The sequence below is a fragment of the Ensifer sp. 1H6 genome (genome assembly GCF_001976035.1).
In the GTDB taxonomy this organism is placed as follows: domain Bacteria; phylum Pseudomonadota; class Alphaproteobacteria; order Rhizobiales; family Rhizobiaceae; genus Ensifer; species Ensifer canadensis.
Map to the genome: position 1 here is coordinate 24,328 of NZ_MOAI01000004.1, position 20,276 is coordinate 44,603.

Consider the following 20,276-nt stretch of genomic DNA (forward strand, 5'->3'; position numbering starts at 1 on the left):
TCTCGTGTTTAATTTGCAGATTTTCATCGGCCCGGCGTTCAAGCCTGGCTTCCGCTCAACTGGTGGCATCTCCCAGGATAAAAAAATGCTGATCAACCGCACGTTCTTCATCTATGTCGCGTTCATGACCTTGGTGGTCGTGGCCTCAAACTTCCTCGTTCAGTATCCGCTGCCGGGCTCGATCGCCGGCATGCAGCTCGGCGACCTCCTGACCTGGGGTGCCTTCAGCTATCCCTTCGCGTTCCTCGTCACCGACCTGACCAACCGCCATTTCGGCCCGCGCATTGCGCGTCGTGTCGTCGTTGTCGGCTTCCTCGTGGCGATCGTTCTGTCCTTCTTCGCAGCGACGCCGCGCATCGCCATCGCTTCCGGCTCCGCCTTCCTGTTCGGCCAGCTGCTTGATATCTCCGTGTTCAACAAGCTCCGCCGCCAGAGCTGGTGGCATGCGCCGCTGGCAGGCTCGCTGATCGGCTCGGCGCTCGACACGGCCATGTTCTTCTCCTTCGCCTTTGCGCCGTTCTTCGTGTTCTTTGGGCCGAATGACAGCTTTGCGCTGGAGACAGCACCGCTGCTCGGCATCCTTGCGACCGAGGCTCCGCGCTGGATCTCCTGGGCGCTCGGCGACCTGACGGTGAAGATCCTCTGCGGCATCATCATGCTTTTGCCCTACGGCGCGCTGATGAGCGTGATCAAGCCGATGCCATCAGGCAAGGCGACAGCCTGATACTACAGCGCAGCGCGTCTTATAGACGCGCAAAGGTCGCTGTAGCACTTTGAATTGCTGCATGTTTTGATCCTTAAATCGAATACGATTTCAGGAAACATGCAGCAGCAGAACAAGTGATTGATGACGGGGCCGAATGGCCCCGTTTTCATTTGATCAGGCGGAATTCCAGCATCAGATTGCGCTCGAGGATCGAGTGGTTGTCATCGGAGATGACGATGACGCGGACATCGCCACTGGCGCCAGCGACCACGTCGAGGCCCTCCATGTTGTCGATCTGATAGCCCATGTCGGCTTCGAGAATGACGTCGCCGTCGACCACGGCGCCAGGCCGAATGCTGGCTCCCGGAATGCGGCGGATGCGCATGCCGAGACCGGAGGCGAAGTTGAACCGACGTTCCAGCAGCAGAAGGTCGCCATCGGGCAGGAAAGCGCCGTCGGTAACGGCGTAGGGATCGGTACGGGTAACGGCAAAGGCGCCCTTCATCGGGCCATCGAGAATGCCTGCCAGAAGATTGTCCGCCTTGTCGACGCTGCGCTCGGACACGGTGACGGCAGCGCCGCCGAGCGGGCCATCCTTCGGCGAAATCGCCACGGTCTCAAGCCCGCCATTGTTGCGCAGCTCGGTTGTTGGAAATGGCAGCGGCATGCTGCCGACCGGCCCCGAAGTCGAGAAACCCGGATCCAGGTAGATATCGATGCGGTGGGCCTGCTCGTAGCTGACGATCACCTCGCCCTCGCGCAGTGCCAGACCTTCGGAATCCACCTTCCATTTCTCCAGCCCGACCGCGCCGCTCCTGTCCGCCATCGGTGTTGCCGTCAGGTCCGTGAGACCGGAAAGCCTGCCGTTCGCATCACGGATCACCGCCCCTTCGAGCCAATGCCCCGTATCCATGACGGCGACGAAGGAGGTGCCATCCGGCCGGAATCGGATCGCGGATACGGCGCCGAACAGCGCATTGGAAGACGTCATCTCCAGGCCGCCGATGAATTCCAGCTGACCGAACCGCGTCTGGTTGGAGCCGACCTTGAATGGGTCTATCTGCCGGCTGCGAATGGGCAGCGTCTCGCTGCCGCCGGCGGCCAAAGCCACGCCGGTCGAGGCCAACAGGGAAAGAACGAGGAGACCGCGGCCAAGCATCTGGGGGAGTTCCTTCGGGCGGGCAGAATAGGCGGGGAGGAGATGGCAACCGCGGCAGCGGCCTAGGGGATGAACGGGGCGACAGACGGTCGCCCCGGTTTCGCGAAAGATTAGCTAGCGCGGCGCATGCGCCCCGGACGGCGGCGCATGCTTTCGTCTTCGAACAGATCGGCGAGCTGCTCGGTCATCGCGCCGGCCAGTTCATCCGCATCGACGATGGTCACGGCGCGGCGATAATAGCGCGTTACGTCGTGACCGATGCCGATTGCCAAAAGCTCGACCGGCGAGCGCGTCTCGATCTGCTCAATCACGGCACGCAGGTGCCGTTCGAGATAGTTGCCCGGATTGACCGACAGCGTCGAGTCGTCGACCGGCGCGCCATCGGAAATCATCATCAGGATGCGGCGCTGCTCGCGCCGCGCCATCAGGCGCTCATGCGCCCAGATCAGCGCCTCGCCGTCGATGTTTTCCTTGAGCAAGCCCTCGCGCATCATCAGGCCGAGATTGCGGCGTGCACGCCGCCACGGCGCATCGGCCGACTTGTAGATGATATGGCGCAGATCGTTGAGGCGGCCCGGCGATTGTGGCTTGCCACCGGCCAGCCACTTCTCACGCGATTGCCCGCCCTTCCACGCCTTGGTGGTAAAGCCAAGGATCTCGACCTTGACGCCGCAGCGCTCCAGCGTGCGCGCAAGGATGTCGGCGCAGGTCGCGGCAACCGTGATCGGCCGGCCGCGCATGGAGCCGGAATTGTCGATCAGGAGGGTCACGACCGTATCGCGGAAATTGGTATCCTTCTCGCGCTTGAACGACAGCGGCTGCATCGGATCGATGACGATGCGCTGCAGGCGCGCAGTGTCGAGATAGCCCTCTTCCAGGTCGAACTCCCAAGAGCGGTTCTGCTGCGCCATCAGGCGGCGCTGTAGCCGGTTTGCAAGCCGCCCGACGGCACCTTGAAGGTGCGAGAGCTGCTTGTCGAGGAACGCGCGCAGCCGGTCGAGTTCCGCCTCGTCGCAGAGCTCTTCCGAGGCGATGGTCTCGTCGAACTCGCGGGTGAAGACGGTGTAGTCGACTTTCTCGTTGAAGTCGGCAAACGGCTGGTTCGGGCGCTTGACCTCGCCGGGCGTCTCGCTGTCCTCGTCACCCTCGTCCTGCAGGTCGTCGTCGGAGATCTCCGCGCCGTCCATCTCGCCTTCTTCCATCTGCTCTTCAGCAGCCTGGTTTTCGTCGGCAGGGGCCGCATCGTCGCCGGCTTCCTCGTCGCTGGCGTTTTCGTCCTGCTCCTGGCTGCGCGGCTGATCCTCGTCGGTCTCGCTTTCCTGCTCGTCCGGCTCGATGTCGTCGTCGCCGTATTTCTCGGCAACATCCATCGATGTCAGCATATCGCGCACGACGCGGGCGAAAGCCTGCTGGTCGTTGAGCGTCGACGACAGATTCTTGATGTCGCCGGCAGCCTTCTCCTCGATGAAGTCGCGCCAGAGATCGAGCACCTTACCGGCGGATGCCGGCGGCTTCTCGCCGGTCAGCTTCTCGCGCACCAGCAAAGCAACAGCCTCGCCGAGCGGTGCATCGGCCTGCTTGCTGATCGCGCCGAAATTGGCCTTGGAATATTTCTCTTCGAGCATCGAGCTCAGGTTCTTGGCAACGCCTTCCATGCGCAGCGAGCCGATCGCCTCGACACGCGCTTGCTCGACGGCATCGAAGATCACCCGCGCGTCGGCGCCCTGCGGCGACATCGTCGCGTGGACGCGTGCGTCATGACAGGCCTTGCGCAGCGCCATGCTGTCGCCGAGACCGCGCGTCACGGCAAGTTCCTGCCGCGTCGGCCGCTTGGAGATTTCGGGCAGACGGATGCGTTCGCCTGTTATGCCCGGTCGCTCGTTGGCAAAAGCCACCTCGACCTCGGCATCGCCCGCGATCGATCGGATGCAGCCGGAAAGCGCCCGCTTGAACGGTTCGGCTGCATTTTCGCGCGTGGTCGGCTTTGCCTTGGAGTTCGAGCTCACGACAGTTCCTTCTTCAGCCAGATGCGATGATGCCTGGTGGGGCATCATCGAGTTTGCCACAGGGTCACAAGTCCGCCTTTCCCGGGGAAAGACGGACGATGGATCAGGCGGTGGCTTCAAGCACGATGTTGGCAGCGCTTTCCTTCAGCTCGATGCCGAAAGCGCGCTGATAATGCTCGGCGACAAGCGCCCGCTCCAGCTCGTCGCACTTGTTGAGGAAGGTCACGCGGAAGGCAAAGGCGATATCGCCGAAGATATAGGCGTTCTCGGCCCAGGTGATGACCGTACGCGGGCTCATGACCGTCGACAGGTCGCCATTGATGAAGGCGGCGCGGGTAAGATCGGCAACGCGCACCATCTTCGATACCGTCTCGCGGCCCTTGTCGGCGGTAAAGCCCTTGACCTTGGCGGCGACGATATCGACTTCCTTGTCATGCGGCAGGTAGTTGAGCGTCGTCACGATCGACCAACGGTCCATCTGCGCCTGGTTGATCTGCTGCGTGCCATGGTAGAGGCCGGTGGTATCGCCGAGACCGACCGTGTTGGCGGTTGCAAACAGGCGGAATGCCGGGTGCGGACGAATGACGCGGCTCTGGTCGAGCAGCGTCAGGCGGCCGGAGGATTCCAGCACGCGCTGAATGACGAACATCACGTCCGGGCGGCCGGCATCGTATTCGTCGAAGACGAGCGCGACGTTGTGCTGGTAGGCCCAGGGAAGGATGCCGTCCTTGAACTCGGTGACCTGCAGGCCGTCCTTGACGACGATCGCGTCCTTGCCGACGAGGTCGATACGGCTGACATGGCTGTCGAGGTTGACGCGCACGCACGGCCAGTTGAGGCGCGCTGCGACCTGCTCGATGTGGGTGGACTTACCGGTTCCGTGATAACCCGAGACCATCACGCGTCGGTTATGGGCAAAGCCTGCGAGAATGGCGAGCGTGGTTTCGCGGTCGAAGAGGTAGTCCGGATCGAGATCCGGCACGTAGGCGTCGGCCTTCGAGTAGGCGGGAACGCGCAAATCCGTGTCAATGCCGAAAACGTCCCGAACCGAGACGGTTGTGTCGGGGAGGTTGGAAATGTCGAGGTCAATCTTGCTCATCATGTCTCCAGAGCGGCCACCGGACGGCACCCGCGCATTCGCCTGCAAAAGTGCTTCTGTAATAATCCGCGTTGTTAGCAGAAACCAGCCTGTTTTAACAATTGGTAGGCTTGAATTACTGCGCGAAAACGCTCCTCCGATCCCCTGTCCCCGCCATTGGCATCAGGGTGGTGTTTCTTGACCAGATCCTTGTAGGCCGCCTTGATATCGCTGGCTGTCGCCGAAGCGCTAAGGCCGAGCGTTTCATAGGCCTTGGCTTCGAGCGTCTTCAGCTTGCGCTGGCGCGGCTCAGGACGGCCGGCGCGCGCTTTTGCCTCACTGACGAACCCGAAGGGATCGCGCATGCGCGCCTGCGCCCCGGCAGAGCCCGAACGGGTCTGCGATTGGGTCGGACTATTCTTGGCATTCTTGTTGACGCCGACCGTCCAAGTCGGACGATGCCCGGTCACCGCTTCCTTCTGATAGCGCGCGACTTCGCTGTCGGACAGACCGGAGAAGTAGTTGTAGCCCTTGTTGTATTCCTTCACATGCTCGAAGCAGAACATGAAATACTGCCCCTCGGCGTTGCGGCCGACGGGTGCGCGATGAACGCCCTTCTTGTCGCAGCCGTCCCACTGACAGGTGGGGGCGGCCGGCTCTGCGCGCGGCTCGACCTTGCGCCGTGTCCGAATGCGATCGAAGTATTTTGAATCGAGTCTCATGGCGCTCATTATGGGGGTTGGCCGGGGCCACAACAAGAATTGACAAAGCGGAATGTTGCTGGCTTTGTGCGGGCATTTTGCGCCGCCTAGGCCGCGCTGCCGGACCCGACCAACATAAGGGCATCCAGCAACCAAGGAAATGGGACGGAAGAATGTCGCTGCGGGACACGATCGAACAGAAATTGACCGAAGCCTTCCACCCCGAACGGCTGGCCGTGATCAACGAGAGCCACCTGCATGCGGGTCATCAACCTGATTTCGACGGCGGCGGCGAAACCCACATGCGGGTCCGCATCGTTGCCGACGCCTTTGCCGGCATGAGCCGAGTGGCGCGCCATCGCGCCATCAACGACCTGTTGAAGCCCGAACTCGACGCCGGCCTGCACGCGCTGGCCGTCGAGCCTGCAGCCCCCGGTGAGCCGACGCGCTGGTAGGCATCAGCCGATCGGCGTCTGGTCCTCGGCCGGGCGGATCCTGAGTTTCGTGATCCGGTTCTTCACCCGCTTCATCACGATGAAGCGCTTGCCATGGAAGGTGAAGGCCTGGCGCTCCTCCGGGATGCTTTTCGACTCGTGGATCACCAAACCGGCGACCGTCGTCGCTTCCTCATCCGGCAGTGACCAGTCGAGCGCACGGTTGAGGTCACGGATCGGCACCGAGCCGTCGACCACGATGGACCCGTCTGCCTCCTGGCGAACACCCTGGATATCGAGATCGTGCTCGTCGGCGATATCACCGACGATCTCCTCCAGAATATCCTCCAGCGTCACCAGTCCCTGAACCTGACCGTATTCGTCGACGACGATAGCAAGATGCAGCTTGCGGCGCAGGAAGGCGTTGAGCTGGTCCTTGAGGTTGGTCGTGTCGGGGACGAACCAGGGTTTCTGCGCGATCTTGACGATGTCGAGGTTTTCCGGCTCGACATCCGGCTCGGCAAGCGCGCGCAGCAGATCTTTCGAATGCACCACCCCGATGATGTTGTCGGTGGAGCTCCGCCACAGCGGCAGGCGCGTGAACGGGCTCTGCAGGATATCGCGCACGCAGATTTCAGGCGGATCGTCGGCGTTGATCGCCCGCATATTGGTGCGGTGGATCATGATGTCGGAAATCTCGAGTTCCCCGAGATCGAGCACGCCGCCGAGCCGATCCCGGTCGGCCTTGATGACCGAGCCTTCGCGGTGCAGCAGGTCGACTGCGCCGCGCAGCTCGTCATGCGCCGAAAGCATCGACATGTCGGACGAAAGGTTGACGCCGAAGAGAAACAGGATGCGCCGCACGATGCCGTTGACAAGGCTCGACAGCGGCCCGGCCACGGCGACGAAGGGGCGAACCAGCGGCGCGACGGCAAGTGCAAAGCGATCCGGCGACGCAATCGCCCAACTCTTCGGCAGCACTTCGGAAAAAATTACCAACAGCACGGTCATGACGACCGTGGCGATCGCCACGCCCGAATTGCCGAGCAGGCCGATCAACAGGCTCGTCGTCAAGGACGAGGCGAGAATGTTGACGAGGTTGTTGCCGATCAAAAGCGCGCCGATCAGCCGATCGCGGCGCTCGATCAGGCGATTGACGATACCCGCCCGCTCGTCGCCATTGTTCTCAAGCGAATGCATGCGCGAGCGCGAAGCCGCAGTCAGAGCCGTTTCGGAGCCCGAAAAGAAAGCGGAAAACAATAGCAGGCAGAAGACCGCGGCAATCGACAGCCAGTATTCGCCGAGAAATGCCAGGAATGCTTCGCCGGTCATTGCGGGTGCTTTTCCCTCAGGAAGCTCAGGACCTCGGAGGCCGGCACATCGTCGGCGACGAAGGACTGGCCGATGCCCCGGGTCAGGATGAAGGTGAGCTTGCCGCCCTTGACCTTCTTGTCCTGGGCAATCGCGTCCATCAGCTTTTCAGCCGGCGGCAGGCTACCGGGGATTTCGGTCATGCGCGTCGGCAGGCCGACGGCTCTCAAGTGCGTTTCGACCCGGCTCGCATCATCGGCGCTCGCAAGGTTCATGCGCGTCGAGAATTGATGCGCCAGCACCATGCCGATCGCCACGCCCTCGCCATGCACCAGGCGGGCGCTGTCGTATTCGGTGGCGGCTTCCAGCGCGTGGCCGAAGGTGTGGCCGAGGTTGAGCAGTGCACGCAAACCGTTCTCGCGCTCGTCCGCCGCCACGACATCGGCCTTGGCCTGGCAGCTCACTGCGATTGCCTCGATGCGCGCAGCCCCGCCGGAAAACACCGCCTGCCAGTTTTTCTCCAGCCAGGCGAAGAAGTCCGGCTTGTCGATCAGCCCGTATTTCGCAACCTCGGCATAGCCGGCGCGGAATTCGCGCGGGCTCAGCGTGTCGAGCACATCCGTGTCGGCAAGCACCAGATCCGGCTGGTGGAAAACGCCGATCAGGTTCTTGCCGTGCGGCGAATTGATACCGGTCTTGCCGCCGACCGAGGAATCGACCTGCGCCAGCAGCGATGTCGGGATCTGGATGAAGCGCGAGCCGCGACGCACGATACCGGCCGCAAAGCCGGTCAGGTCGCCGATGACACCGCCGCCAAGCGCGATCACCGCGTCGTTGCGCTCGATCCGTGCACCGAGTATGGCTTCGCAGGCGGGAATGAGATGCTCGAAACTCTTGGTCTTTTCGCCCGCCGGCAACACCAGCGACACGGCTTCGATGTCTCTCTGCTTCAGGCTCGCCATCAGCGGTTCGAGATAGCGCGGACCGACGTTTTCGTCGGTGATGACGGCCACCTTGCGCCCCTTGAGGCGCGAGGCGATCTCGTTGCCGGCAGCAGCGATCAGCCCCGGACCGATCAGAATGTCATAGGAACGATCACCGAGATCGACGCGAACCTTGCGCTCGGCAGCAGGCATCACATGGCTATTCATCATTTGGCACTTTCCGGAAATCTATGACGGCGGTGAGAACGTCCTCCACCATCGTCTCCTTGCTCACATCGCGCGACATCACCGTCAGATCGGCTTCGGCGTAGATCGGGTAGCGGGCGCGCATCAGGTTTTCGAGCGTCTGCTTGGGGTTCTCGGTCTTCAACAGAGGACGTGTGTCGCGCTTGTTGACCCGCTCCCAGAGCACGTCCAATTCGGCATTGAGCCAGATCGTCAAGCCGCCGCGCTTGATCTGGCGGCGCGATCGCTCGTTGATATAGGCGCCGCCGCCGGTGGAAACGACACGGGGGCCGGTGCGCAGCAGGCGTTTCAACACACGTGCTTCCAGCGCCCGAAATTCGTCCTCGCCGTAGCGGGCAAAGAGATCGCTGATCGTCATGCGCGAGACGCGCTCGATCTCGTGGTCGGAATCGACGAAGGGAATGCCGAGCGCCTGCGCCGCCAACCGGCCGATCGCGGATTTTCCGGCGCCCATCAGGCCGATGAAAACGAGATTGCGTTTACCGAGCGCAAGCTTCGCCCGTTCGGCAAGCGTCGCGGAAACCGGTTCGATCACGTCGTTCATTGGACTTCTTATTCCCCATTCCCTTCCGGTATCGACAAATCGGGGTGGAGCGTCAAGCCGTCGCGCGCGTCCGTGCATGCTTCTTGAACTTGGCGAAAGGGGCGTTCATATAGATCGGGCATCTACCAAAGTGCGGCGCGTCCGGTCCAGCGCGCACACGGTTGCCCCAGCACATTCAACGGCTGCATGATTTTATCCTTAAATTCGTTCCGGTTTAAGGGATCCTGCGGAGGAAACTGAAATGCCCACCCTCTTCCGGTTCCTGTTCTTCTGCGGCGTCATCGCCGGGCTGATCTACGGCACGATGATCGCGCTCGTCACCTTCGTCGAGCCGGTCGAGCGCAACGTGACCGTGAAGATCCCATCCGAACGGGTCAACAAGACACAATGAGCGATCTTTCCGCGGCACACGTCGAGGCCTTCCTCGAAATGATGAGCGCCGAACGCGGCGCCGCCGTCAATACGCTGCAATCCTACGAGCGCGATCTGGAAGACGCCTTGTCCCACATGCGCGGCCGCGGAACGGGGCTGACGAGTGCGGCGACCGACGATCTCCGGCATTATCTCGCCCATCTGGCGGGCCAAGGCTTCAAGCCGTCCTCGCAGGCGCGCAGGCTGTCGGCGCTCAGGCAGTTCTACAAATTCCTCTATGCAGAAGGCCTGCGCACCGACGACCCGACAGGCATACTCGATGCGCCCAAAAAGGGTAGAAGCCTGCCGAAGACGCTGAGCATCGACGACGTGTCACGACTGATCGGCCGGGCCGAGACCGAAGCCGAGGCGACGGCAGGCGGACCGGAGCGGCTTTCCAAGCTGCGCATGCACGCTTTGATGGAGCTTCTTTATGCCACCGGCATGCGTGTCAGCGAACTGGTGTCGCTGCCCGCAAGCGTGCTCGCCCAGAACGGGCGCTTTCTCGTCGTCCGTGGCAAGGGCAACAAGGAGCGGCTGGTGCCGCTCTCCCAGGCCGCGATCCGCGCGATGCGTCTTTATGGGGCAGCCCTCGAAGAAGAAACGGCAAAAGCCGACAGGGGCGAGCGCGAAAGCCCGTGGCTGTTTCCGTCAACGGCAAAGGCAGGTTTTCTCCCCCGCCAGGTCTTTGCCCGCGACCTGAAATCACTGGCGGCGCGTGCCGGCATCCGCGTGGCGACGATCTCGCCGCATGTGCTGCGTCATGCCTTCGCCAGCCACCTGCTTGCCAACGGCGCCGACCTTCGTGCCGTCCAGGAACTGTTGGGTCACTCGGACATTTCGACGACACAAATCTATACACATGTTCTGGAAGAACGGCTGCACGACCTCGTGCAAAACCATCACCCTCTTGCCAAACAGGCGAAAAAACAGGAATAGGACCGCCGGGCAGGCTGGTTTCGGCCGGCAGATCCTTGTGGCAAAACGATCGGAAACGCATCTCATGCACAACTATCTCGATTTCGAAAAACCTATCTCCGACCTCGAAGGCAAGATTCTCGAACTGAAGAAGCTCGCTGGCGAAGACGAGAGTGTGAACACTTCGGATGAGGTCGAACGGCTCGAGACACGGGTCCGCGATGCGATGGCCGAGATCTATTCGAAGCTGACGCCGTGGCAGAAGACCCAGGTCGCCCGCCACCCCTCGCGTCCGCATTTCCTCGATTACGCCTCGGAACTGTTCACCGAGTTCACGTCGCTTGCCGGCGACCGCAACTATGGCAATGACGAGGCCATCCAGGCCGGGCTTGCGCGTTTTCGCGGCATGCCTGTCGCCGTCCTCGGTCAGGAAAAAGGCAGCGATACCAAGTCGCGCATCAAGCACAACTTCGGCAGCCCGCGCCCTGAAGGCTACCGCAAGGCGATCCGGGTCATGGAAATGGCCGACCGCTTCGGCCTGCCGCTGATCACGCTGATCGACACCGCCGGTGCCTATCCCGGCGTCGGCGCGGAAGAACGCGGCCAGGCGGAAGCCATCGCCCGCTCGACGGAAATGTGCCTGAACGTGCGCGTGCCGATCGTCACCGTCGTCATCGGCGAAGGCGGCTCCGGCGGCGCAATCGCGATCGCCACCGGCAACCGCGTCTATATGCTCGAGCATGCGATCTACAGCGTCATCTCGCCGGAAGGCGCAGCCTCGATCCTCTGGCGCGATTCGACCCGCGCCAAGGAAGCCGCCAGCAACATGAAGATCACCTCAGAGGACCTGAAGGCGCTCGGCGTGATCGACGGCATCATTCCCGAGCCTGTCGGTGGCGCGCACCGCGATCCGCAATCGGTGATCGCCCGCACCGGAACGGTGATTGCCGACGCTCTGAAGGAATTGTCCGGACGCAACGGCGACGAATTGCGCACCGATCGCCGACAGAAGTACCTGAATATCGGCCGGAACCTCTGATCCGACGCGATTGTTCGCCGAAAATTCGCAACCACAAATCGGACTGTGGCCAAATCTTGGCCATATTCGTACGGTCATGAACAACGGCGTGCGCAGCGTGCCCTGCAGGGTTAAGAATTCGTGAAGTATAATGGCTTACTGATTCCCTAAGGGCCCTTCTGCGAACGCGGCTCTCACTGACGAATTTTGGTTTGAACGGGCTTTCGCCGATGCGCTTGAGAAACCTTGTAGCCACCGCCGCTGTCGCCGCGCTGCTTGCCGGCTGCACCAACGATGCCCTGGATACGGCGACGGTCGATCTTTCGACTGTCAAGAACAAGACCGAATATCAGCTCTCGAGCAAGATGAGCGCCAAGATGAGCGAGCTCGGGATGCAGAAGACATCCCCGATCGCGCTGCGCATCTTCAAGGAAGAAGGCACGCTCGAAGTCTGGAAGGCCAACACGTCCAACCGCTTCCAGCTCTTGAAGAGCTACAAGATTTGCGCCTGGTCGGGCAAACTTGGTCCGAAGGTGAAAGAAGGCGACCGTCAGGCGCCGGAGGGCTTCTATCCGCTGTTCCCGCAGCAGCTGAATCCCAACTCGAAATACTATCTGGCGATCAACACCGGCTACCCCAACACCTATGACCGCGCCAACGGCCGTCAGGGTACGCATCTGATGATCCACGGCGCCTGTTCGTCGTCCGGCTGCTACTCGATGACCGACGAGCAGATGATCGAGATTTTCGCCATGGCGCGCGACGCCTTCAAGGGCGGACAGCAGAGCGTCCAGCTGCAGGCATTTCCTTTCCGCATGACCGCCGAGAACATGGCGCGTCATCGCAACAATCCCAACATCGATTTCTGGAACATGTTGAAGGTCGGCTACGATCAGTTCGAAGTCACCAAGCGTCCTCCGGAAATCAATGTCTGCGAGAAGAAATACGTCTTCAACCAGCAGGGCAGCGCCGCCTTCAACCCGGGCGGCACGTGCCCGGCGATGTCGACCCCACCTGCCTTGCAGATGGCCATGTCGACTTTCGAAAAGGGCTATAAGCTCGACTACGACAAGGCCATGAAGAAGTATGACGGCATGGTCTGGTATGAGCCGAGCGAGGCCGAGCGCAAGGCGATCGTCGCCAAGCAGCGCACCGGCCGCGAGCTTGCCTACGCGCCGACCGGCAATTCGATCGATGCCGGCAAGCTGATGAAGGCAAGCGACCTCGAAAAGAAGCTAGCCGCGCAGAAGGAAGCCGAAGAAACCAAGCTGGCTGTCGAGATCCAGAAGAAGGAACTGGAAAAGGCGACACAGGGTGGCACCCATGTGCCGGTTCCGGCCGCCAACCCGATCCCCCAGCCCGTGCTGCAGGCAGCCGTCGAGCAGCCGGCCAAGAAATCCTTCTGGAGCCTGTTCTCCAGGAGCGAACCCGCAGAACAGGCACCGGCACCCGTCGCCGAAGCTCCGGAGCAACAGGCTGCCGTTCAGCCGCAGACACAACCGGCAGGCACAGCGGCAAAGCAGACACGGTCGGCTGGAGCCCAGCAAAAGGTTCAGCCCGAGACGACCGCCGTGGCATCGGCAAATGCCGAAGGCGCCGTCGAGCCTGCAGCCGAAGCGCCTGTTGCCGTGGAGCAGCCACCGAAGAAGCGGCCGTTCTGGAAGATCTGGGGCAATTGATGCCTGGCGAAGAGAAGACGATTTACGACCTCAGGGGGCTTAAGTGCCCCCTTCCCGTTTTGAAGGCGCGCAAACGCATCGCCTCCATGGCTGCAGGCGCGCTGCTCGAGATCGAGACGACCGATCCGATGGCGGTGATCGATATCCCGCATTTCTGCCGGGAAGACGGCCACAGCCTCGAAGCGGCCTCGCCGGCCGACGGCGGTTATCGCTTTCTGATCCGCAAGGGCGCTTGAAGCCAAACAGCAGCGTCCTTGGTCTTGAACCGTCCGCACCGCGTCCCTTGTGTAATGCGTTCGCGCTGGCAGACCTGATGCGACGCATGCGCCCGTGGGTCGAGTTTCCTTGACGAAAGGCGTGGCCGTGTTGATAGGGCAATCGTCGTCGCGGTCCTCAGTGGAGCGGATGAGGGCGATGAAGCGCAAAATGGATCGGAATATCGTCCGCGGTTGCGAACTGGCCAGCCACCCCTATGAGCAACGGATCGTCATTCTCGAGCGGAACGGTGCTATCGCCACCCCCGGTGATCAGGTGAGACCATGGTGGAAGAATTGGACGCGCAGCGAAGCCGTCGTCAGCGCGACGAATAACGTCGTGTGATTTTCGCGACCAAAGGCCCGTTCGACCACCGACTAAGGTCCCCTAGAGTCGGACCTTAGTCGCCGCTAGATTTTGCAGGATCGTACAGAGTGAATGTCTGCCAAACTGACAACCAGCGTGCGAAATCCGATTTATCGCGTTTTTTGCCTGTGATGCCGGAATTGGCGGTCGCATTTTTAAAGAACAGGGAACATAAAAACACTAGCAGGTGATCGGGCAAATTTCATGGACTCCGTTGGGAACGACACAGAAACCGCCAAGCAAACCTTCCTGCTGAACCTGCGCCAGGCAGCAACCTTGAGAAACCTGCTGTCGACATTCCAGCGACTGCGGCTTGAGGTGCAGTTCATCATCATTGCCTCCTTCGTCGTTGTGGCGTTGATGATCGCACTCGCGGTCTGGACGACGAACCGTCTGGAAAAGACCGTCTTCAATAGCGTCGGCTCGCTCGGCGCTGCCTATCTCCAGACATTTGTTGCGCCGCTGATCTCCGAGGAGGACATCAAACGCGGCGTGCTGCCGCCATTCGTCGAAGACAAACTCAAGCAGCTGCTGGGCACCAGCGCGCTCGGCCAGCATGTCCACGAGCTGAAGATCTGGGGGCCAGACGGAAGCCTGATGTATTCGACTTCGGGCAAGGAGATCGACGAGGAGGTTGTCTTCGAAGAGCTACAGCGCGCCTTGGCGGGCGAGATCGTCGTTTCGCGTACGATGATCGAGAAACACGAATACACCGGTGACGAGCAGCGCGGCATGTACATCGAGGTCTACGCCCCGCTCGTGCGAAACGAAGCCGGCAAGGTGCTGTTGGTCGGTGAATTCTACGAGCGCCCCGATTTCCTGGTGGGCGAACTGTCGACGGCCTGGCGGGAGACGATCAGCATCGTGCTTCTCGTCTCGGTCCCGATGCTGGCGCTCCTCTTCCTGATCGTTCGTAGCGGCAGCCTGCTCATCGATCGCCAACACGCCGCCATCCGCCACAGCCTGCGACGCGCGCTGGAACTCTCCAACCAGAACCGACGGCTGCGTGGGGCTGCGGAAACGGCGCGGCTCGAGGCCGGCAAGCTCAATGAGATGATCCTCGACCAGATCGGTACGGATCTGCACGATGGTCCGGTCCAGCTGTTGACCTTGCTGAAGCTGAGGCTGAGCGATATGGCCACGCAACCGATCGGCGGCCAGTCAGCGGATCCGGTAAGGCGGCAGGATATCGACAAGCTGGTCAGTACGGTTACGACGGCACTTGAGGAGCTGAGGAACATTTCGACCGATCTCGTGCTGCCGGAGCTCGACGACATGTCGCTCAGCGACACGATCCAGCTTGCGGTAAGGCGGCACGTGGATGTCATCGGCCGCGAGATCGATGTTGTCGGACTGATCGCCTCGCAGACGGTCGATCCACACCTCAACATCTGCGTCTATCGTTTCATCCAGGAAGCCCTGATGAACAGCGAGCGACATGCGCCGGGCAACCGCCAGCACCTGCGCTACGGCACGCGCCATAACCGCCTCTTCATCACCGTGGCCGATGTGGGCACCGCACCATCGACGACTGTGTCCGTGCGCAGCACCGGCCGCACAGGGCTCGGCACCATCACGCAGAAGCGCCGCATTCGCGCATTTGGCGGTCGCATGCGTACCATCCGCCGGGCGAGCGGAACGGTGGTAACAGCGGTTCTGCCACTCGATCACAGCGGCGGCTCGTTCGATCGTCACTAGAGCATGTCGTCACCGCAAAACCGCTTTGCGCGACATGCGCTAGTTGATGCGCCGTGATGCGCTGCGTTCGGCAGAGCCGTCCGGCAACACATCCAGGCGCTGCGCCGCCAGCACCACTTCCACACGGTTCCTGACGTCGAGTTTCTGCATCAACACCGTCATGTAATGCTTGACGGTCTTTTCGCTGATATCGAGGCAGGCCGCTATTTCGCGGTTGGTGCTGCCACGCATGAGATGGCGAACGATCTGCTCTTCGCGCAGGCTCAGGCGTCGTTGTGCCTGGGATCGCCGACGGATTTCCGCTGTCTTCATGGCCATGATGACCTTGGTCGCGAACCCCGCCGTGATGAACGTTTCACCGTCATAGACCGTGCGTATGGCCTCGTGCAGGTCGCTGGCGCTGCTGCCCTTCAGCACATAGCCAGAGACCCCGTAGTTCAGGACTTGTATCGCGGTTTCAATGCTTGAATTTGCGGTGAAGACGATGATCCGCGTGTCTTTGTATTTTTGCGTAACCAGCTCGATAGCCGCAATGGCATCGCCGGGCATGCTCAAATCGAGCACGAGAACTTCAGGTGAAAATTCTTCAACTATTTTCAAAGCATCGACCGCGTTTTCGCCCTTCGCGACGATCTCGAGGTCACTTTTTCCAGAATATAAGCTGACCAGTCCTTCCAGGAGGATCGGATGGTCGTCAACAAATGCAACTGATATCGACATGGTCGTTGCTCTCCCTCCGCAACAAACATGCTAGTTCATCAGATCAGTGTTTTAAAGAAGACACTAACTTCTAGTTAATTTGGCAAGCACAGAAATATCGGTCCGACGTGGCGAAAGCCGCGGACTAAACATCGACAATACCGCGCAAATACTCGCCCTTTTTGATTTAAGAGGCCGACAAGCACCGTATGGGAAAAACCGGACAAAGGTTCGTTGACTTCAATCTTTACAGGCAGTTATAGATCTGACACCGCGTGTTGATTGGTGAATCCACGCGTCCATGGCACAAACATCGCCATTCTCAGAGCGGTTTCGGCAAGTTAGAAGTAAAGCCAAAATATTAGCCCAAAAATGTTTATGCGCCTGCTGAAACATCACCCGAAAGTACTACAGATTTTAACCGTTTCCCGCGCCATTTGCAGCAAAAGACGGCCGGCGTCACGCAAACAATTCTAGAATTTCATTCCAGGCACCACGAGAGGATTATCGGAAAGCGCCTGCGCGTCGGGACGATCAATGCGTGGCTTGCCCGTAAAGGCATCGAAAAGGTCGCGCACGAATGCTTCGCTCAACCCCTTGGTGATCAGCACCATACGCGTGCGCCGATCAGCCGGATCCGGCCAGACGGACAGCCGCTCCGGCGTGTGAAAGACATTCTGCACGCCATGCAGGACCAACGGCCGCTCCGGATTGTCGGAGACTGCGACAATCGCCTTCATCCGCAACAGCTTCTCGCCATGGGCCGAGCGCAATAGATCGATGAACATGTCGAGCGCCATCGGCTCGATCGGCCTGTCATGCACGATGCTGAACGAACGGATGTCCGCCCCGTGGCGCGTCGCATCGTGATGATGGTGGTGGTGGTGGTGGTGGTGGTGGTGGTGGTGATCATGATCGCGATGGTGGCCGTGGTCGCCGTCATGATGATGCTGATCGTGGAGATGATGCCCATGATCGGCTTCGTCCTGCAGCCAGCGGCCGACATCGGCGATCTTCGACGCCGGGTCGTAAAGGCCGCAGGCAAAGAGCGCGCCCCGCCCTGCTTCGGGACTGTCGCCATCAATGAACGGCGCGCGCGGATTGAGCGCCCGCAGTCGCAACCGTAACTCGTCCAATTGTGCCTGGTCGGCAAGGTCCGCCTTGCTGATGACGATGCGATCGGCGACCGCGACCTGCTTCAGAGCTTCCTCGTGGTTGGCAAGCGTCTGCAGCCCGTTGACCGCATCCACCACAGTCACCACGCCATCGAGACGAAAACTCTGGGCAATCACCGGGTTGCCGATCACCGATTGCAGCACCGGCGCCGGGTCGGCAAGTCCGGTCGTCTCGATGACGACGCGCTTCAGCGGCTTGATCCGGCCGGTCTGCATCCGGTCCATGAGGTCGGCAAGCGTATCCACCAGCTCGCCGCGCACCGTGCAGCACAGGCAGCCGTCGGAAAGCTCGATGACGCCGTCGCTTGAGGCTTCCACCAACAGGTGGTCGATGGAGACATCGCCGAATTCGTTGATGATGACGGCCGTATCCGAGAGATCCGGGTCCTTCAGAAGCCGGTTCAGCAGCGTCGTTTTGCCCGCACCGAGAAAACCGGTCAGGATCGAAACCGGCACGGCCGGCAGTGGGCTAACCATTGGAAACTCCGATCAGAGGCTCGGCCGCGGCACCGGGATCGGCACATTGGCGACATCGCCCTGGCCAGCCGGATCGGCGCCCACCTTGGCCAGCTTGTCGCCGCTGCCGGGGATGAGGCCGGCAAAGGCCAGCTTCAGCGGACGGCCGATCTCGTGGATGAACGGCGAGAGCAGCTTCTGCCGCCCGGCTTCGTCACGCCCTTCGCTGCGCACCTTGGCTGCCGCTTTCGAGCAGATCTGCTTGCTGACATCGGCAACCAGGTCGCGCGTTTCACCATAAGGCGCGATCTGTACCAGCGACGGCTTGGCTGTTCCCGATGTCGTCAGCGCCGTCTGCAGCAGGCGCGCGGATTCGTCGGCACGGGCGCCGAGGCTGTCTTCGCCAAGCACGACGGAAACGACGCTGCGGCCATCACGCGTCGCCGAGGAGACCTGGTTGAAACCGGACGCGCAGATGAAACCGGTCTTCATGCCGTCAGCGCCTTCGAACCGGCCGATCAGCATGTTGTAGTTCGCATAGTCCTTCTTGCCGGTGGTGAACCCTTCCAGCGAGAAATAGGACGCGTATTCGGGAAACTCGCGCTTCAGCGTGATCGCCAGCACGGCAAGGTCGCGCGCGGTGGTGTACTGGCCGGGCCCCGGCAGGCCGTTGGCATTGATGAAATGCGACGACGTCATGCCGATGCGGCGCGCTTCGGAATTCATCCTGTCGATGAAGGCGGGCTCGGAACCGCCAACGGTTTCGGCGATCGCCACGGCCACGTCGTTCGCCGACTTCACCAGCATCATCTTCAGCGCGCTGTCGAGCGTCATCGCCTGGCCGGGCTTGTAGAACATCTTGCTCGGCGGCTCCGAAGCGGCGTTCTTGGTCATCACCACAGGGCTTGTCAGCGCCAACTGTCCCGACTTGATCGCCCGGAAGGTGGTATAGGCCGTCATCAGCTTGGTCAGCGACGCCGGATACCATTTCTGGAAGATGTCCTGATGCTCGTAAACCTTCAACGTATTGACGTCGACGACGAGCCGCGGATTGGCAACCGCCGGCATAGCCATGAGAAGGCTCGCGCAGGCACCGGCCACGATACCCACTGCTCTTGCCTTGCCTCGCATGAAAAATCCTGCTGTCACCACCATAGTCCTCGAAATTCCGCTGTTGCCTCGTCTCGTCCGGCTATTTAGCCTATATGGCGAGGAGATGGCAAAGCCCATTCGTTGGCTGCTGCGCCAATCCACCGCAGATAGATGTGATCGAACAGACCGACAGGACTCAACTCATGCCGATTCTCAACCGCGCCGCCGAACTGCAAAACGAAGTCACCGAATGGCGGCGTCATCTGCACAAGAACCCCGAGCTCCTGTTCGCGGTGGAAAATACGGCAGCCTTCGTCGAAATGAAACTGAAGGAGTTCGGCGTTGACGAAATCGTGACCGGCCTTGGTCGGACCGGCGTCGTCGGCCTGATCAAGGGCAATCTCGGTGCTGGCCGCACCATCGGCCTGCGCGCCGACATGGATGCGCTGCCGATCACCGAGACATCAGGCAAGTCCTGGGCGTCGGAAACTTCCGGCAAGATGCACGCCTGCGGCCATGACGGCCACACCGCCATGCTGCTCGGCGCGGCCAAATATCTGGCCGAGACCCGCAACTTCGCTGGCAGCGTCGCGGTCATCTTCCAGCCGGCAGAAGAAGGCGGCGGCGGCGGCAACGAGATGGTCAAGGACGGCATGATGGAGCGCTTCGACATCGCCGAAGTCTACGGCATGCACAATATGCCTGGCATGCCCGTCGGGCATTTCGGCAGCCGCGTCGGCGCGATCATGGCCTCGACCGACGAGTTCACCATCACCATCAAGGGCCGTGGCGGCCATGCGGCCCAGCCGCACAAGACGATCGACCCGATCGTCATCGGCACGCAGATCGTCACTGCATTGCAGACAATCGCGTCGAGAACGGTCGATCCGCTCGCTTCCGTCGTGGTCTCGGTCACCAAATTCAACGCCGGCTTTGCCCACAACGTCATCCCGGAGGAGGCGGTGCTCGGCGGCACCGTGCGCACCCTGAAGCCCGAAGTGCGCGATATCGGCGAGACCCGCATCCGGCTGATCGCCGAAGGCATCGCCGACGTCTATGGCGCAACCGTCGATGTCTGGTACAGCCGCAACTATCCGGTGACCGTCAACCATGAGGACGAGACGGGCTACGCGCTGAAGGCAGCGGCGGAAATTGCCGGCGAAGGCAATATCAGGCCGTCGCTCGATCCGATGATGGGCGGCGAGGATTTCTCCTACATGCTGCTCGCCCGCCCGGGGGCCTTCATTTTCATGGGCAACGGCGACACCGCCGGGCTGCACCACCCGGGCTATGACTTCAACGACGAAGCGATCCCGCACGGGATTTCCTATTGGGTGAAACTCGCGGAAACGCGACTTGCCGCCTGAGGCGCGAGCGGGA

General features: G+C 61.3%; 20 protein-coding genes. 10 read left to right on the forward strand and 10 right to left on the reverse strand.

Annotated elements, in window-relative coordinates:
• The first annotated feature begins 85 nt into the window (after window positions 1-85).
• Window positions 86-724 (forward strand): queuosine precursor transporter, encoded by a 639-nt coding sequence (locus tag BKP54_RS06095; protein WP_025424654.1) that lies wholly within the window; start codon window positions 86-88, stop codon window positions 722-724.
• A 148-nt stretch (window positions 725-872) separates the two neighbouring features.
• Here the strand turns inward: BKP54_RS06095 and BKP54_RS06100 are convergent, their stop codons facing one another.
• From BKP54_RS06100 to BKP54_RS06115, 4 genes are all read right to left on the reverse strand, one after another.
• The gene (locus tag BKP54_RS06100; RefSeq protein WP_057221558.1) at window positions 873-1,865 is read right to left on the reverse strand and encodes an esterase-like activity of phytase family protein; all 993 of its coding nucleotides are present in this window, start codon (window positions 1,863-1,865) and stop codon (window positions 873-875) included.
• Window positions 1,866-1,975: 110 nt separating this feature from the next.
• Window positions 1,976-3,871 (reverse strand): cobaltochelatase subunit CobT, encoded by a 1,896-nt coding sequence (cobT, locus tag BKP54_RS06105; RefSeq protein WP_025424656.1) that lies wholly within the window; start codon window positions 3,869-3,871, stop codon window positions 1,976-1,978.
• A gap of 103 nt (window positions 3,872-3,974) precedes the next feature.
• Window positions 3,975-4,970 carry a cobaltochelatase subunit CobS gene (gene cobS, locus BKP54_RS06110; RefSeq protein ID WP_025424657.1) on the reverse strand — a complete coding sequence of 332 codons (996 nt, stop codon included), beginning with the start codon at window positions 4,968-4,970 and terminating at the stop codon, window positions 3,975-3,977.
• Window positions 4,971-5,044: 74 nt separating this feature from the next.
• On the reverse strand, window positions 5,045-5,680 hold the full coding sequence (locus tag BKP54_RS06115) for a J domain-containing protein (protein ID WP_025424658.1): 636 nt from the start codon (window positions 5,678-5,680) through the stop codon (window positions 5,045-5,047).
• A 143-nt stretch (window positions 5,681-5,823) separates the two neighbouring features.
• Between BKP54_RS06115 and BKP54_RS06120 the strand changes: the two genes are divergently transcribed.
• Window positions 5,824-6,105: a BolA family transcriptional regulator gene (locus BKP54_RS06120; RefSeq protein WP_025424659.1), complete on the forward strand. Its 282-nt coding sequence runs from the start codon at window positions 5,824-5,826 to the stop codon at window positions 6,103-6,105.
• A gap of 3 nt (window positions 6,106-6,108) precedes the next feature.
• On the opposite strand, the gene BKP54_RS06125 is transcribed toward BKP54_RS06120, so the two are convergent.
• Genes BKP54_RS06125 through BKP54_RS06135 form a run of 3 tightly spaced genes read right to left on the reverse strand, consistent with a single transcriptional unit; the run spans window position 6,109 to window position 9,129 of the window.
• Window positions 6,109-7,416, reverse strand: a complete 1,308-nt coding sequence (locus tag BKP54_RS06125) for an HlyC/CorC family transporter (RefSeq protein ID WP_025424660.1) — start codon at window positions 7,414-7,416, stop codon at window positions 6,109-6,111.
• Window positions 7,413-8,546: a 3-dehydroquinate synthase gene (gene aroB, locus BKP54_RS06130; protein WP_025424661.1), complete on the reverse strand. Its 1,134-nt coding sequence runs from the start codon at window positions 8,544-8,546 to the stop codon at window positions 7,413-7,415. The genes BKP54_RS06125 and aroB overlap by 4 nt, the downstream gene beginning before the upstream one ends.
• Window positions 8,539-9,129, reverse strand: coding sequence for a shikimate kinase (locus BKP54_RS06135; RefSeq protein WP_025424662.1), 591 nt, complete (start codon window positions 9,127-9,129; stop codon window positions 8,539-8,541). The genes aroB and BKP54_RS06135 overlap by 8 nt, the downstream gene beginning before the upstream one ends.
• A gap of 241 nt (window positions 9,130-9,370) precedes the next feature.
• Here BKP54_RS06135 and BKP54_RS34915 point away from each other — a divergent pair, with 241 nt between their 5' ends.
• The 7 genes from BKP54_RS34915 (at window position 9,371) to BKP54_RS06165 (ending at window position 15,474) form a co-directional block, all read left to right on the forward strand.
• Window positions 9,371-9,520, forward strand: a complete 150-nt coding sequence (locus tag BKP54_RS34915; RefSeq protein WP_025424663.1) for a hypothetical protein — start codon at window positions 9,371-9,373, stop codon at window positions 9,518-9,520.
• Window positions 9,517-10,479, forward strand: a complete 963-nt coding sequence (xerD, locus tag BKP54_RS06140; protein WP_084814315.1) for a site-specific tyrosine recombinase XerD — start codon at window positions 9,517-9,519, stop codon at window positions 10,477-10,479. Before BKP54_RS34915 ends, xerD begins: the two co-directional genes overlap by 4 nt.
• A 64-nt stretch (window positions 10,480-10,543) precedes the next feature.
• Window positions 10,544-11,497 carry an acetyl-CoA carboxylase carboxyltransferase subunit alpha gene (locus tag BKP54_RS06145; RefSeq protein ID WP_025424665.1) on the forward strand — a complete coding sequence of 318 codons (954 nt, stop codon included), beginning with the start codon at window positions 10,544-10,546 and terminating at the stop codon, window positions 11,495-11,497.
• Between the two features lie 209 nt (window positions 11,498-11,706).
• Window positions 11,707-13,155: a murein L,D-transpeptidase family protein gene (locus BKP54_RS06150; RefSeq protein ID WP_025424666.1), complete on the forward strand. Its 1,449-nt coding sequence runs from the start codon at window positions 11,707-11,709 to the stop codon at window positions 13,153-13,155.
• The gene (locus BKP54_RS06155; RefSeq protein WP_025424667.1) at window positions 13,155-13,391 is read left to right on the forward strand and encodes a sulfurtransferase TusA family protein; all 237 of its coding nucleotides are present in this window, start codon (window positions 13,155-13,157) and stop codon (window positions 13,389-13,391) included. The genes BKP54_RS06150 and BKP54_RS06155 overlap by 1 nt, the downstream gene beginning before the upstream one ends.
• A 178-nt stretch (window positions 13,392-13,569) precedes the next feature.
• Window positions 13,570-13,755, forward strand: a complete 186-nt coding sequence (locus BKP54_RS06160) for a hypothetical protein (RefSeq protein WP_025424668.1) — start codon at window positions 13,570-13,572, stop codon at window positions 13,753-13,755.
• Window positions 13,756-13,980: 225 nt separating this feature from the next.
• Window positions 13,981-15,474 carry a histidine kinase gene (locus tag BKP54_RS06165; protein WP_025424669.1) on the forward strand — a complete coding sequence of 498 codons (1,494 nt, stop codon included), beginning with the start codon at window positions 13,981-13,983 and terminating at the stop codon, window positions 15,472-15,474.
• Between the two features lie 39 nt (window positions 15,475-15,513).
• Here the strand turns inward: BKP54_RS06165 and BKP54_RS06170 are convergent, their stop codons facing one another.
• The 3 genes from BKP54_RS06170 to BKP54_RS06180 form a co-directional block, all read right to left on the reverse strand.
• The gene (locus BKP54_RS06170) at window positions 15,514-16,194 is read right to left on the reverse strand and encodes a response regulator transcription factor (protein WP_025424670.1); all 681 of its coding nucleotides are present in this window, start codon (window positions 16,192-16,194) and stop codon (window positions 15,514-15,516) included.
• A 452-nt stretch (window positions 16,195-16,646) separates the two neighbouring features.
• Complete coding sequence (locus tag BKP54_RS06175) at window positions 16,647-17,825, reverse strand: GTP-binding protein (RefSeq protein WP_025424671.1); 1,179 nt, start codon at window positions 17,823-17,825, stop codon at window positions 16,647-16,649.
• 12 nt (window positions 17,826-17,837) lie between these two features.
• Window positions 17,838-18,908 carry a D-alanyl-D-alanine carboxypeptidase family protein gene (locus BKP54_RS06180; protein ID WP_025424672.1) on the reverse strand — a complete coding sequence of 357 codons (1,071 nt, stop codon included), beginning with the start codon at window positions 18,906-18,908 and terminating at the stop codon, window positions 17,838-17,840.
• Window positions 18,909-19,099: 191 nt separating this feature from the next.
• On the opposite strand from BKP54_RS06180, the gene BKP54_RS06185 reads away from it, so the two are divergent.
• Window positions 19,100-20,263 (forward strand): M20 aminoacylase family protein, encoded by a 1,164-nt coding sequence (locus BKP54_RS06185; RefSeq protein ID WP_025424673.1) that lies wholly within the window; start codon window positions 19,100-19,102, stop codon window positions 20,261-20,263.
• Window positions 20,264-20,276 lie beyond the last annotated feature (13 nt).